Here is a 14,446-nt window from a genome sequence, read left to right as displayed (position 1 = left end):
CCAATCGGCCACGCGCGTTCAGGCGGCGGCGGGTTCCACGGCCGCCGCGCGGCGCGCGTGGCGCACCGCGACGAACCACGCCACCGACAGCACGATCGCGGCGAGGAAGAACGCGGCACCCGGCAGGTAGACCGGCGACGCCTTGCCGATGAAGAAGCTGAAGGTCGAGGCGTACGTGATCGGCGCGACGATGCCGATCAGGCTGACGAGGCTCATGATCGCGCCCTGCAGCCGGCCCTGCGCCTCGGGGCCGACCTCGCGCGTCATCAGCGCCTGCGCCGCGGGCTGGGACACCGCCCACAGCGCGCTGATCGGCAGGCCGAGCCAGAACATCCACGGCTGCGACGAGAAGCCGTAGATCGCGAAGCCGACGACGCCGCAGGCCAGGCCGATCGACATCGCGCGCTGTTCGCCGAAGCGCTTGATCATGCGGCCCACGAGCCCCGCGTTGACGATCACGCTGAGCACGCCGACCGCGGCGAGCACGTAGGACACCTCCTTCGGGCCCCAGCCGTAGCGCGCGTCGCCGAACAGCACGAACGTGCTCTGGTAGACGTAGTGCGTGGACGCTGCGAGCAGCACGATCAGGATGAGGTCGGTGATCTGCGGATAGCGGCGGATCATCGAGAGCGAGGCGAACGGCCGCGCCTGCGTCCAGTCGAAGCGTTTCGCGCGCTTCTCGGCCGGCAACGATTCCGGGAGCACGAACAGCCCGTAGCAGAAGTTCGCCAGCGCGAGCACGGCCGCGCCCCAGAACGGCAGCCGCAGGTCGATCGCACCGAGCTGGCCGCCGACCACCGGGCCGATGATGAAGCCCAGGCCGAATGCCGCGCCGATCAAGCCGAAGGCCTTCGCACGACCCTCGGGCGGGGTGACGTCGGCGATGTAGGCGTTCGCGGTGGTGAAGCTCGCCGAGGCGACCGCCGAGATGATCCGGCCGACCATGAGCCAGGCGAGCGTCGGCGCCAGCGCCATGAACACGAAGTCGAGGCCCAGGCCGACGGACGAGATCAGGATCACCGGCCGGCGTCCGAAGCGGTCGCTCAGTGCGCCCTGGATCGGCGAGGACAGGAACTGCACCGCGGCGAACACGGTGCCGAAGATGCCGACCCAGACCGCGGCGTGCGCGAGGTCGCCGCCGTTGAGCTTCTGCACGAGGTGCGGCAGCACCGGGATGATCAGGCCGAACGACAGCACGTCGATCAGCACGGTGACGAAGATGAAGGCGAGCGCGGCGCGGCGCGGGCCTGCGGAAGTCGCGGCGTCCACGGGAGTCGTCCTCGGAGGGAGGCGCGCAGTCTAGCCGCGGCGGGCGCGGCGTGCCGGTGCCGAAGGCCCAGGCGGCCGCGCGCGCCTCAGGGCCGTGCGGACTTGGGCGTCTCCGGCCCGGTGGTGCCCGCCGGTTGCGGCAGCGCCTGCGCGGTTTCGGGCTGCAGGTCCGCGCGCTCGCGCCAGTTGCGCGGCAGGCGATTGTGGATCTTCGTCGACGCGATCGCCGCATGCCCGACCGCGACGGCGATCTGGTTCAGCGCGCTCACCACGTCGCCGACCGCGTAGAGGCCGTCGACGCTCGTCTGCTGGTCGCCGCCGGTGACCACCTCGCCCGCCTCGTCGAGCTCCGCGCCGACCTGCTCGGCGAGGCCGCTGTTGGGCTGGCTGCCCAGCGTCGGATACAGCGTGTCGAAGCGCATCTCGCGCCCGTCGTCGAAACGCGCGACCGTCGAGCGCCCCTCGAAGGCGAGTTTCGACGGCGTTGGCAACACGTCGATGCCGGCCTCGCGCGCCTTCGCCAGCGCGCCGTCGTCGGCATCGGCATCGCTCGCGATCAGGCTGACCTCGCGCGAGAACGTGCGCAGGAACACGGCATGGCTCACCGTGCTGTCCACCGGGCCGTACACCGCGACGCGGCAGTCGCTCGCCTCGTAGCCGTCGCAGACCGGGCACAGGCGCACCGCGCCGCCGGCGATCGCCTCCTCCAGCCCGTCCAGCGGCGGCATCACGTCGACGATGCCGGTGGCGAGGATCACGAAGCGCGCGCGCCAGCGGCGGCCGTCCGCGGCGACCGCCTCGAAGCCGTCGTCGATGCGGTTGAGCTGCGCGATGCAGGCGTCCTCGATGTCCGCGCCATAACCGATCGCCTGCTCGCGCTGCTGCTGCAGCAGCGTGTGGCCTTCGATGCCGCGCGGAAACCCGGGCGCGTTGTGGCTGGCGGGGATCCAGCGCGCCCGGCTCTTGCCGGCGTCGACCACGAGGATGCGCCGGTGGTAGCGCACCAGGTACGTCGCGGCGGTAAGCCCGCCGGGGCCGGCGCCGATGATCAGGCAGTCGAGCAGGTCGTCGTCGCTCATGCGGGTTCCAGCAGGCGCAGGCCGAAGCGATCGGCCGGCGCGTTCCAGCGGTGGACGACGCGCAGGCCGGCCTGCGCGGCGAGCGCGTCGAAGTACGCGTCGGTGTACTTGTGCGAGATCTCCACGCAGATCGGCTCGCCGTCCTCGAGCACGAACGCCTGCCCCGCCACGCGCACCATCTGCAGGCCGCGGCTGACGATCGACGTCTCGATGCGGCTGCGCTCGGCCGAGAACCGCGCGACATGGCGGAAGCGGCGGCGGTCGAAGTCGGCGCCGAGTTCGCGGTTGATGCGGGCGAGCAGGTTGAGCGTGAACGCGGCGGTGACCCCGGCGGCGTCGTTGTAGGCGGCTTCCATCTCCGCGACCGGCTTGACGAGGTCGAGGCCGATCAGCGCCTGGCCGTGCGCGCCGATGGTTTCGCGCATAGCCGCGAGCAGGTCGACCGACTGCGCCTGGTCGAAATTGCCGAGCGTGGAGCCCGGGAAGAAGGCGAGCGTGCGCGCCGCTGCCATCAGCGCGGGCGGCACCGGGACCGGCGCGGTGAAGTCCGCGCACACCGGCAGCATCTGCACTTCGGGAAAGGCGTAGGCGAGGCGCTGCGTGGCGTCGAGCAGCATCTCCTTCGAGATCTCGACCGGCGTGTACGCGACGGGCGCATCGAGCCCGGCGAGCAGCAACTGCGTCTTGCGTCCGCTGCCGCTGCCGTACTCGACGACGTGCGCATCGGCGCCGACGGCCTGGCGGATCGCCGGCATCGCGCGCTGCAGCAGCGCGACTTCGGTCCGCGTGAGGTCGTACTCGGGCTGCCGCGTGATCTCCTCGAACAGCTGCGAGCCGCGCGCGTCGTAGAAATATTTCGACGGCAGCGTCTTCGGCGTGGACGACAGCCCGGCGATCACGTCGCCGCGCAGGTCGTCGGGCGTGGGCGAGAGGTCGAGCAGCGTGGGGAGCGCGGGCGCGGCGCGGCGGGCGCGGGCATGCAGCAGCGTCATGCGACGTCCTGGGCGAGGCGCACGCCGGCGAACTGCCAGCGCGCGCGGGGCGGGAAGAAGTTGCGGTAGCTCGGCCGCAGATGGTCGCGCGGGCTCGCGCAGCTGCCACCGCGCAGCACCTGCTGGCCGACCATGAACTTGCCGTTGTATTCGCCGAGCGCACCGTCCCACGGCCGGAAGCCCGGATACGGCACGAAGGCGCTGGACGTCCATTCCCAGACGTCGCCGAACATCTGCCGCAGGCCGGTGCCGGCGTGCCCGGCCGGCGCGAGGCGACCGCTCTCGACGAAGTTGCCGTCCACGGCCTGCGAGGCCGCGGCCCGCTCCCATTCGGCTTCGGTGGGCAGGCGCGCGCCGGCCCAGCGCGCGAAGGCATCGGCTTCGAAGTAGCTCAGGTGCGCGACCGGCGCATCGTCGTCGATGGCGCGCACGCCGCCGAGGCCGAATTCGGCGGCCTCGTCGAGCCAGTGCAGCGGGCGCTGCCAGTCCTCGGCCTGCACGCGCGTCCAGCCGTCGCTGAGCCACAGCGAGACGGTGCGATAGCCGCCGTCGTCGATAAACTCCCGGTACTCGCGGCACGTCACCGGCCGCGTCGCGAGCGCATACGCGCCGACGAGCACGCGATGTCGTGGCGATTCCGGATCGAAGGCGAAGGCGTCGCCGGCGGGCCACGACGGCGCGCCGATCTCGACGATCGCCTCGTCGAAGCGTTGCCAGCCGAGCGGACCGGCGGCCGGGCCGCGCGCGGGAAGGTCGTCGCGGTACGCCGGGCGCAGCGGATTGCACGAGAAGGCATGCAGCAGGTCGGTGAGCAGCAGTTCCTGGTGCTGCTGCTCGTGCTGCAGGCCCAGCTCGATGCGCTGGCGGAGCGGCGCGTCGAACGCATCGCGCGCGAGGCCGTCGAGCAGCCGTGCATCGATGCGCGCGCGGTAGTCGAGCACCTGTGCGAGCGACGGTCGCGACAGCAGGCCGCGCATCGGGCGCGCATGCTGCGGGCCGACGCTCTGGTAGTAGCTGTTGAACAGCACCGCCCAGTCCGGATCGACCGGCGCATGCCCGGGCAACGCAGCGAGCACGAACGTCTCGAAGAACCACGTCGTGTGCGCGAGGTGCCACTTCGTCGGGCTCGCGTCGGGCATGGACTGCAGCATCGCGTCCTCGGCCGACACGGGCGCCGCCAGTTCGACCGAGCGCTCGCGCACCGCGGCAAAGCGCGCGGCGAGCGGCGCGGCCGCACAAGGCGGCGCATCCCGCGTCGAGGCGGGCGGGGTGAGCAGGGCGGGTCCCATCGGGTCAGCCTACGGCCGAACCGCGACGGACGGGTGACGGCTGTCGGCGCGACGCGACGCCTCCGCGGCCCCCGCTACAGTGCGCTCATGCCCGTGCCCGACGACGCCCGCGACGCCTTCCTGCTGCCCGAAGGCGCGATCTACCTCGACACCGCGTCCAATGCGCCCCGCCTGCGCGACGTCGATGCCGCGCTGCGGGACGCCTGGGCGGATGGGCTCGCGCCGTGGCGCTTGGCGTGGAGCGACTGGGAGGCGCAGGTCGAGCGCGTGCGCGCACTGGGCTCGCGGCTGTTCCACGTCGACGGCCGCGAGGACGCCGACGCGGTGGCCGTCGTGCCGTCGGTCGCGCATGCGATGTCGACCGTCGCCGCCGGTTGGCCGCTGCAGGCGGGTGCCGTGGTCGGCTTCGTCGACGGCGAGTTTCCCTCCGCGCTGCTGCCCTGGCAGGCGCGGTGCGCGGCCGTGGGGGCGCGCATTGAGGTCGCGCCGCGCGCGGACGCGACGGCCGGCGTGCTCGCGCTGATCGCCGATGCGCGACCCGCCGTGCTCGTGTTGTCGCAGTCGCATTGGCGCGACGGTCGTCGGCTCGACCTCGACCGCATCGCCGCCGCCGCACACGACGCCGGCGTGCCGCTGGTGCTGGACCTGAGCCAGAGCCTCGGCGCGCTGCCCTGCGACGTCGCGCGCTGGCGGCCCGCGTTCGCGATGAGCGTCGGCTACAAGTGGCTGCTCGGGCACAAGGGCCTGTGCCTGCTGTGGGCGGACGCGGACTGGCGGGCGCGCATCGCCCCGCTCGAGCAGCACTGGCAGGGTCGCGCGCCGGCACAGGCATGGCGCTTCGACGCGAATGCCCCGCCGCCCTACCGCGACGGTGCGCGCCGGTTCGATGGCGGCGAGATCGCCGATCCGCTCAGGCTCGCCATCGCGGAGGCCGGATTGCGCGCGGTGGTCGGCTGGACGCCGGCGGCGATCGCCGCATCGCTCGGTGCGTGGACGGACGCCCTGAAGGCGCGCCTCGCCGGGGCCGGGCTGGGCGCCTGGTGCGTCGAGCCGTCGTCGCCGCATCTTCTGGGTCTCGCGCCGCCGGCCGATCGCTTGGGGGCGCTGCGCGATGCGTTCGCGCGGGCGGGCGTCGTCTGCATCGAGCGCGACGGCGTCTTCCGGCTCGCGCCGCACCTGCACGTCACCGCCGCGGATGGGGACGCCGTCGCCGCGGCGGTGATCGCCGCGCGCTGAGCGCGGCCGCGTACGTCAGCGCGGCGGCTGGCCGCTGCGGATGAACTGCAAAAACTCGGCCCGCGTGCGCGCGTCCTCGCGGAACGCGCCGAGCATCGTCGACGTCGTCATCGACACGCCGCGCTTGTGCACGCCGCGCGTGGTCATGCATTCGTGGCTGGCCTCGATCACCACGCCCACGCCGCGCGGCTGCAGCACGCGGTTGATGACCTCCGCGATCTGCGCGGTCATCTTCTCCTGCACCTGGAAGCGGCGCGCGAAGCTCTCCACCACGCGGGCGAGCTTGCTGATGCCCACCACCTTGCCGTTCGGCAGGTAGCCGACGTGCGCGCGTCCGATGATCGGCGCCATGTGGTGCTCGCAATGGCTCTCGAACTCGATGTCGCGCAGGACGACCATCTCGTCGTAGCCGGCCACTTCCTCGAACGTGCGCTCCAGGTAGGTCTTCGCGCAGGTGCCGTAGCCGCTGAACCAGTCGCCGTAGGCGTCGACGACGCGACGCGGCGTGTCGAGCAGGCCCTCGCGGGCGGGATCCTCGCCGGCCCAGCGCAGCAGGGTGCGCACGGCGGATTCCGCTTCCTCGCGGCTGGGCTTGTCGATGTCGGACATGGTCGATCCACGCAATTGAACGCGCGCATCGTAGCCCAGCGGCCGTCGCGCGAGGCCGACCGTCGCGGGATGCCGCGTCCCGGCCGCATGCGCATCCGGCCGCGGTCCGTGGTGGCGGCCTGCAGAGCGATGTCGGCGTTCGCCCGTCAGGCAAAAAGAAAGGGGCCGGTTTCCCGGCCCCCGATGCTGCGGGTAGCAATCGCAGCAGTTGAGTCGTCGCAGGCGACGCGGACCGCGGTCCGCGCGCCTGCGCCGTGGCTCAGCGGCCGTCGCGGTCCGCGTCGCCCGGCATCGCACGCTCGATGTGGTGCCAGCCGTCCTTCACTGCGCCGCGCGCTTCGCCCCACGCCAGGCGGGACTCGCCACGCGTGCTGTCCCAGTTGCGCTGCAGTTCCGGCTCGACGGTGTCGAAGCTCTGGCCGCGGTACTGGCCGTAGGTCTCGTAGCCGTACTTGTACGCCGGCTGGTAGTCGTTCCAGTCGCGCGAGCTGTTGTAGTACTCGGTGTTCGTGTAGTTGTTCTTGAAGTGGCTCTCGTACTCGGTCGGGTTCACGGCCTCGGCGATCGAGTCGCCGGCCTTCGAGCCGACCACGCCACCGATCGCGGCGCCCACGAGGGTGCCCACAGGGCCCGCGGCGGAACCGATCGCCGCGCCGGTGACGGCGCCTGCGACGGCACCCGTGCCGGAACCGAGGTTGTGGTCTTTCTTGACGTCGCTCATGGTGGACTCCGTTGTTTTTCTTGGGGGAGCCGGCAACCGGCCGGCAGCGGTGCACCGACTGTGGGCGGGCACCGGTACAACGCGAGTGAAGAAACCGGGGCTTCGAGCCAACGGCTGCTTAACGCAACCGGCGTGCATCGTCACGCGACCGTGATCAGACGGCGCCGAGGCGCCGTGCAAGACCGGACACGCGACGCGCGTGGCGGGCGAGCGCACGCTCGATCGCCGACGCGGGGCCGAGCACGTGCAACGCGCTGCGCGCACGCGTGAGGCCCGTATAGACGAGCTCGCGCGTGAGCACGCGCGTGTCGACGAGCGGAAGCTGCAGCCAGACGCTGTCGAATTCCGAACCCTGCGCCTTGTGCACCGTCGTCGCGAACGCGCTCGCATGCGCAGGCAGCGCCCCGGGATGGAACGCGCGCGGGCCGTCGGGGCCATCGAACCAGGCGATGGGCGCACCGTCGACGTCGCGCAGGCAGACGCCGACGTCGCCATTGAACAGGCCATGCCGCGCGCTGTTCTCGGTGACCATCAGCAGCCGCCCGTGGAAGTACGGGTCGCGCTGCGCACCCGCGAGCGCGAGTTCGATGCGCGCATTGAGCTGCACCGCGCCCTGCGGGCCCTCGCGCAGCGCGGTGAGCAGGCGCGCGCGATTGACCTGCGCGAGCGCGTCGCCTGGCACGCTGCAGTCGCGCAGGCGGCGCCACGGCGCGAGCAGCGACTCGCGCGTGCCGGGCGCGAGCGGGTCGCCCGCGTCCTCGTGGAACGACACGCCGCCCGCACCGGCCCGCAGCGCGGCGAGCGCCGCATCGGCATCGCCACGGCGCACCGGATCGGCGACGGGCGCCAGCAGCAGGGCATCGGTCTGCCGGTAGCCGCGGTCGAGGTGCACGCGCCGACCGGCGAGCGGCGCCCCGGCGGACGCCGGCGCATCGCTCGCGTCGACCAGTGCGGCGAGCACGTCGCCGGCCTCCACCGACGGCAATTGATCGCGATCGCCGAGCAGCAGCAGGCGTGCGCCCGTCGGCAGGGCCTCGACCAGCTTGCACATCAGCGGCAGGTCGACCATCGACGCCTCGTCGACCACCAGCACATCGAACTTCAGCGGCTCGACGGCATCGAAGCGCGCCTGCGGACGGCCGGGCACGAGCCCGAGCAGGCGATGCAGCGTGGACGCCTGCGTCGGCAGCGCGTCGCAGATCGCGGCGTCGATGCCGTCGGCCCGCAGCGCGTCGACCACCCGTCGGACGCCGCCGGCCATGCGATCGGCCGCGCGCCCGGTCGGCGCGGCGAGTGCGATGCGCGGCGCGACATCGCACGTGGCCTGCGCCTGCGCGACGAGCAGCGCGAGCAGGCGCGCGATGGTGGTCGTCTTGCCGGTGCCGGGCCCGCCGGTCACGAGCATCACCGGCGCATCGAGCGCACGGCGTGCAGCACGCGCCTGCGCCTCGTTGCCGGCGTCCACAGGAAACAGTCGCGCATGCAGCGCGAGCACCGCTGCGGCGGGTGCGGCGACGGAAGGCGCGCACAGTCGACGCAGCGCGACCGCGAGGCGCCGCTCGTACTCACGGTAGCGACGCAGGTACACGTGCCCGTGCTCGAGCACGAGCGGCGAAGATTCGTCGGCCGCGTCGCCGTCCTCCGGTCGTGCCACAAGCGGACACGCCGCGAGGACGTCGAACCACTGCGTCGCGTCCGGCCAGTCGATCGGCGCGTCGACCAGCGCGGCGACGGTGCCCGGGTCGAAAGCGGCATGCCCCTGCGCCACGGCATAGGAGGCGAGCGCGGCAGCGGCGAGCACGGGATCGGCGGTGTCCCCGTCCACGCGCTGCAGGGCCTGCGCAAGCGCGAGGTCGATCGGACGCACCGCGCCGCCGCGCTGCAGGGCCTCGAGCAGGCTCATGCGATGCCCCCGAACAGGCGATCGAGCGCGTCCACGAGCGCGACGGGCAGGCGCGCGGCGTGGATCCCCGGCGACGCCGCCTCGCGCGCGTCGACGCCGCGACAGAAGACGTAACGCACGCCGCCGAAGTGGCGTTCGTAGTCGTAGGCATCGCCGAGGCGGAAACGCAGCCAGCGATGCAGCGCGAGCGAGTAGATCGCGGCCTGCAGCGTGTACTCGCCCTCGTGCATCGCGCGCTCGAGCGTCGCCGGCGTGTAATCGGGCAGGCGGTTCGTCTTGTAGTCGAGCACGTGGTAACGCCCGTCGTGCGCGTAGACGAGATCGATCTTGCCGGTCATCAGGCCATCCAGCACGCGACGCGCGCCGAAGCCCGAACGCTCGGTGAGCAGGCCGTGCGCCTGTACCGTCGACAGCAGCACCTCGACGTCGACCTGCGACAGCGCGAAGTGGAATTCCATCTCCGCGCGACGCGACGCGGCCGGCACGTCGCACAGCCGCGCGCCTTCGGGCATCGATACGGTGAGCGTGTGGCCGACGAGCGCGGCGAGCAGCGGCAGGCCGTCGTCAACGTCGGTCTGCGAATAGCCCTGCGCGCGGAACGCTTCGATGAGCGCCTCGTGCTGGCCGGCCGGCGGGGGCCCGTCGCGCCAGTCGCGCCAGGCGGCGAAGTCGACCGTCTCGAACGCGCCGTGCACCACGTCGCCGAACCGCGTGCCGGAGAAGCGCGCGTCGTCGGCCGCTGCGGCGCGCAGCTCGGCGCCGAGGTCGATCGGCGCGTCCGCGGCTAGCAGTTCCTCGGCGGCGTCGACGCGCTCGCCCCGCGGCAGCAGCGTTTCGACGTTGCCCGTACCGAGCCGGGCGAGCGCGCTGAAGGAATAGATCGACCAGTCGCGCGCGAGCACGCGGCGCGGCTGGCGCGCGCGCGGCGGTCGCGGCGGCGCGGCGGTGCGCAGGGGCGCCGGCAGCGTTTCGTCCAGCGGGCTTTCGTCGACGACGATCGAGCCGCCGTCGGCCTGCAGGGCTTCGAGCATCGGCGACAGCGGCGTGCGAGCGCGGCGGAACAGCGGGCCGTCGCAGAGCCACAGCGCATGCTGCGCGCGGGTGAGCGCGACGTAGAGCAGGCGCGCGTCCTCGGCCGCGGCTTCGGCCTGCTGCATCGAGCGCACCGCCGTGTCCGGACGCACGTGCAGCACGCGGCCTTCGCCGTCGTCGTAGTCGCACCAGTCGGTGGGGCGACCGCCATCGCCCACCGCCGCGAACGGCAGGAACACAAACGGGAATTCGAGGCCCTTGCTGCCGTGCACGGTGAGGATCTGCACGCGGCGCGCATCGGATTCCAGCCGCAGCTGCTGCTCGCGGTCGCTGCGGTCGGCGCCGGCGATGCGCGCGCGCAGCCAGTCGACCAGCGCCTGCGGGCCGAGCACGTGCTGCGCCGCTTCCTGCAGGGCTTCGCCGAGCTGGATGAAGTCCGACAGTCGACGCTCGCCGTCGGCCAGCTCGAGCAGGCGCGGCGCATTCTGCGCGCAGAGTTCCTCCACCAGCGCGAGCGGGCCCGCGCGCAGCCAGCGCTCGCGCCAGCTGAGCGCACGGCCGAGTTCGCGGGCGCGCGCGACGTCGTCGTGCAGCAAGGCATCGATGCGTGCGGCGTCCAGGCCCAGCAGCACGCTCGACAACGCGGCATGCAGGCGCCGCGGATCGGCCGGCGCGAGCAGCGCGTCGAAGACCGCCAGGAGTTCGACCGCCTGCTCGGTCTCGAACAGGCTGGTCGGCGCCGCGGTGACGGCGGGGATGCCGGCCTGCGCCAGCAGGCGCGCCAAGCGCAGCCCGTCGCGATGCTTGCGCACGAGCACGGCGATGTCGCCGGGCCCGAGCGCGCGCGTGCCGTCGCGGCCGTCGATCGTGAGGCGCCCGGCCGTGGCGAGCGCGAGGGTCTCGTGGATCGCCTGCGTGCAGGCCAGCGCGACGCCGTCCCGCGACTCGTCGGCACTGCACTCCTTGCCGTCCGCGCGCGGCGGCAGCCGGCGCAGGGTCAGCGCGGGTGCCGGAACGCCGTCGCGCAGGCAGGCATCGTCGGAACGTCGACCGCCGGGCGACACGTGACGGAAGCCGATGCCCGTCGCGCCGAAGGCGTCCTCGCCCGCGGCCTCGTACAGCGCATCGACGGCGCGCAGCAGGCACGGCCGCGAGCGGAAGTTTCGCGCCAGCACCGGGCCCGGCTGCGCGTGTTCGCGGGCACGCAGGTAGGTGTGGACGTCGCCGCCGCGGAAGCCGTAGATCGCCTGCTTCGGGTCGCCGATCAGCGCGAGGAAGCGGGCGGGACGCACCGCATCGTCGAGCGCCGGCAGCGCCTCGTCGCCGTCGTCGCCGAAGACGCGGCGGAAGATCGACCACTGCCGCGCATCCGTGTCTTGGAATTCGTCGACGAGCGCGGCGTGGTACTGGCGCCGCAGCTGCGCGACGAGCGCACGCGCATGCGGGCCGTCGAGCGCGCGGGCGACGCCGTCGATGAGGTCGTCGTAACTGCGCATGCCGCGCTGGCGCTTGAGCTTGGCCAGCCGCCGCGCGGCCTCGTCGCGCACGCGGTGCACGAGTGCGAGCTTGCGACGGTCGAGCCATTCCGCATGGCGGGCGAGCGCATCGAGCAGGGCCTGCGCGGCGTCGCACAGGGGCGACTGCGGACGCTGCGCGTCCTTGCCCTTGTTGGTGCAGGCGGCGAGCTTGGCCGTCGTCAGCAGTTCGAGCTTGCCGCGCGTCCACGACGGCGACGTGCCGCGCGACCAGTCGTGCAGGGCGTCCCAGAGCGTCGACAGGGCCTTCGCGTTGTAGCTGCGCTTGTTCAGCACGCCGGCCGCGAGCGCCGCCTCGACGTCACGTCGCGCGTCGACGCCGTGCAGGTACCAGGCCTCGCGCAGCGCCTGGGCGGCCTCGCGCACGTCCGCTGCGGGCGAGGGGCCCGCGTCCATCGGCGCCGGCAGCACGCGGGTCGCGCGCAGCAGGGGCTCAAGCGAACGCGCCAGCGCATCGGGCGAGGCCCACAGCTGCGCGAGCACGTCGGCGTCGCCCGCCTCGGCCGCGAGCGCGCGCCACAGGTCGTGCGCGACGGTTTCGCGCAGTTCGCGGTCGCTGCCGACCAGCCCGGCGCGGTCGAAGGACTCGCCGGTCTCCAGCGCATGGTCGGCGAGCACGCGCGTACAGAAACCGTGGATCGTGTGCACGGCCGCGGTGTCGAGCTCGCGCGCGGCACGCTGCAGGCGTCGGCGCAGTGCGACGGGATCTTCGACGCGCTGCTGGCGCTCGACCAGGCTGCGGCACAGGGCGACCTCGCCGTCCTCCACGAGCACGGCCCCCGAGGCCACGCGCGCGAGCAGCGCGAGGCGCTGGCGCAGCCGCTCGCGCAGTTCCTGGGTGGCGGCCTCGGTATAGGTGACGGCCAGCACCTGGCCCACGCGCAGCCCGCGCTCGACGATCAGGCGGGTGACGATCGTGGCGAGGGTGAACGTCTTGCCGGTGCCGGCGCTGGCCTCGATCAGGCGCGTGCCGGTGAGCGGCATCCCGAGGAACGCGTCGGCATCGTCGGCGTCGAGCGATGCGGGTGGCGGCAGGTCGACGATGCTCACGCGTCGATCTCCGCGCGCGCATGCAGCACCGCATCGAAAACGCGCCGGGCGAGCGCGCGGAACTGGCGTCCGGCGTCCTCGTCGACGAACGGATCGCGGCCGCGCAGGGCGAGCCGCACCGCGGGTTGCAGGCCTTCGGCGAAGCCACGCTCGGCGAACCACTTGTCGCGCGCGCGACCCCAGCCCTTCTCCTCGCCACCGTCGTACAGCAACCAGCCCGAGTAGGCGCCGAACGGCAGCGGCGCGAGCAGGCCGTCCTCCCGCAGCGCGAGCAGGCGGGCGAGCATGTCGCGCGCCTGCGCCGGCGGTACCGGGGCGCGTTCGATCGCATCGGCACGATCGTCGCGCAGCACGAACTGCACGAGCGGTACGCCGCGCCCGAGCGCACAGGCGACCAGCCAGTCGAGGCCGTGCGCGATCTGCGAGGGACCGTTCGGCACGTCGAAGCGCAGTCGCGCGAGCCCGTGCGGATGCAGGGCCGGAAGCCGCCCGTGCAGGCGGGTGACGCCGAGGTCGAGTTCGAAGCCGAGCGACTCGGCCTCGGCGTCGCCGCGCCAGCCGGTGAACAGCTCGGCGAACGGACGCACCGTCTCCACCGTGTCGTCGAGCACGCGCAGGCCGTACACGCCGCCGGGCAGCAGGCCCTGCGCGCGGAGTCGCCGCGCAAGCTGGTGCGTGCGGCCGGTGACCTGCGCATCGAACACGGCCGCACGCAGGCGGTCGTGCATGTGGCGCTCGAGCACGAGCGGCTCGACGTCGAGCACCGGGGCACCGACGTCGGGCAGGTGCAGCGTCAGGCGCTGGCGCAGGAAGGCGTCGGGCGGATTGCGCAGGAAGCGCGCGAGCTCGCCGAGCGAGACGTCGGGCACGCGCGGTTCGACGGGCGACAGCGCGAGGCCCATCCACGGCGCCAGTTCACGACGGCGCGGCAGCGCGATGCGCGCCGCGGCCTGCCAGTCGTCGCGATAGCTGAAGCGTCGCGGTTCAACGCCCTCGCCGTCGGCACCGAAGGCCTCGGCGCAGAACGGCTGCAACGGGTGGCGCACGACGAAGCCGTCGCGCGCGCGCTTCGGATCCGCGTGGTAGGCGGCCGCGACGTCGAGCAGCTCGTTGACGAGCACCGACGGCTCGCGCGTGCTGCCGTCGCGCGGGTCCATGCCGAGGTAGCTCACGTAGAAGGCATCGTTCGCGGACGCGAACAGCTGCAGGAACATGAAACGGTCGTCGTCGCGCAGCGAGCGGTCGCCGCGGCGCCGGTGCGGGCCGTCGAGCTCGCGCACGAGCTGGTTGATGCCGCCGCCGGGATCGCAGCGCGGGAATTCGCCGTCGCCCATGCCGAGGATGCAGATCGCGCGGAACGGCAGCAGGCGCATCGGCACCATGCGGCCGAAGCTGACGCCGCTGCCCATCAGCGGTGCGCGCGTGTCGGGCTCGGCCAGCTTCGCGTCGAAGTGCGCACGCACGATCTCGGGCTCGACCGGGCCGGTGAAGCGCGCGCGACGTGCCGCGTCGGCGAACTCGTCGATCAGCGTGCGCAGGCGGTCGAGGGCGCGTTCGTCGCGCGGATCGCGCGGACGCTCCGGCAGCACCGCGCCAAGCAGCGCGAGCAGGCGCTCGCGCCAGTGTTCGGCGGTCATCGCGTTGGACAGCACGCGCTCGTAGCGGGTGAGCACACGCACCAGGCCGATCAGCGTGTCGAGCGCGGCGAGGTCGCCGCCTTCGAGGTCGGGC

9 protein-coding genes and 1 pseudogene are annotated in these 14,446 nt (G+C 73.0%); 1 reads left to right on the top strand and 9 read right to left on the bottom strand.

Going from position 1 to position 14,446, the window contains the following annotated elements; all coding sequences use genetic code 11:
* Positions 1 to 18: 18 nt before the first annotated feature.
* The 4 genes from ACY35P_RS04560 to egtB form a co-directional block, all read right to left on the bottom strand.
* Entirely contained in the window at positions 19 to 1,269 is a 1,251-nt protein-coding gene (locus tag ACY35P_RS04560) for a TCR/Tet family MFS transporter (protein WP_462114652.1), read from the bottom strand.
* An 86-nt stretch (positions 1,270 to 1,355) separates the two neighbouring features.
* Positions 1,356 to 2,348, bottom strand: coding sequence for an NAD(P)/FAD-dependent oxidoreductase (locus tag ACY35P_RS04555; protein ID WP_462114651.1), 993 nt, complete (start codon positions 2,346 to 2,348; stop codon positions 1,356 to 1,358).
* Entirely contained in the window at positions 2,345 to 3,331 is a 987-nt protein-coding gene (gene egtD, locus ACY35P_RS04550; protein ID WP_462114690.1) for an L-histidine N(alpha)-methyltransferase, read from the bottom strand. The genes ACY35P_RS04555 and egtD overlap by 4 nt, the downstream gene beginning before the upstream one ends.
* Positions 3,332 to 3,336: 5 nt before the next feature.
* Complete coding sequence (gene egtB / locus ACY35P_RS04545; protein ID WP_462114650.1) at positions 3,337 to 4,629, bottom strand: ergothioneine biosynthesis protein EgtB; 1,293 nt, start codon at positions 4,627 to 4,629, stop codon at positions 3,337 to 3,339.
* An 87-nt stretch (positions 4,630 to 4,716) separates the two neighbouring features.
* Here egtB and ACY35P_RS04540 point away from each other — a divergent pair, with 87 nt between their 5' ends.
* Positions 4,717 to 5,865, top strand: coding sequence for an aminotransferase class V-fold PLP-dependent enzyme (locus ACY35P_RS04540; RefSeq protein WP_462114649.1), 1,149 nt, complete (start codon positions 4,717 to 4,719; stop codon positions 5,863 to 5,865).
* 15 nt (positions 5,866 to 5,880) lie between these two features.
* Here ACY35P_RS04540 and folE read toward each other — a convergent pair whose 3' ends face one another.
* The 5 genes and pseudogenes from folE to ACY35P_RS04515 form a co-directional block, all read right to left on the bottom strand.
* The gene (gene folE, locus ACY35P_RS04535) at positions 5,881 to 6,474 is read right to left on the bottom strand and encodes a GTP cyclohydrolase I FolE (RefSeq protein WP_462114648.1); all 594 of its coding nucleotides are present in this window, start codon (positions 6,472 to 6,474) and stop codon (positions 5,881 to 5,883) included.
* A 259-nt stretch (positions 6,475 to 6,733) separates the two neighbouring features.
* The gene (locus ACY35P_RS04530) at positions 6,734 to 7,195 is read right to left on the bottom strand and encodes a glycine zipper domain-containing protein (RefSeq protein ID WP_462114647.1); all 462 of its coding nucleotides are present in this window, start codon (positions 7,193 to 7,195) and stop codon (positions 6,734 to 6,736) included.
* Positions 7,196 to 7,349: 154 nt separating this feature from the next.
* Positions 7,350 to 9,098: an exodeoxyribonuclease V subunit alpha gene (gene recD / locus ACY35P_RS04525; RefSeq protein WP_462114646.1), complete on the bottom strand. Its 1,749-nt coding sequence runs from the start codon at positions 9,096 to 9,098 to the stop codon at positions 7,350 to 7,352.
* The gene (locus ACY35P_RS04520; protein WP_462114689.1) at positions 9,095 to 12,649 is read right to left on the bottom strand and encodes a UvrD-helicase domain-containing protein; all 3,555 of its coding nucleotides are present in this window, start codon (positions 12,647 to 12,649) and stop codon (positions 9,095 to 9,097) included. The genes recD and ACY35P_RS04520 overlap by 4 nt, the downstream gene beginning before the upstream one ends.
* A 62-nt stretch (positions 12,650 to 12,711) precedes the next feature.
* A pseudogene (locus tag ACY35P_RS04515) lies at positions 12,712 to 14,446 on the bottom strand (exodeoxyribonuclease V subunit gamma); the annotation flags it as partial.

Source organism: Lysobacter xanthus (assembly GCF_047159895.1).
The sequence above is the reverse complement of the archived record's forward strand: the minus strand, read 5'-3'. Positions and strand labels throughout refer to the sequence as shown.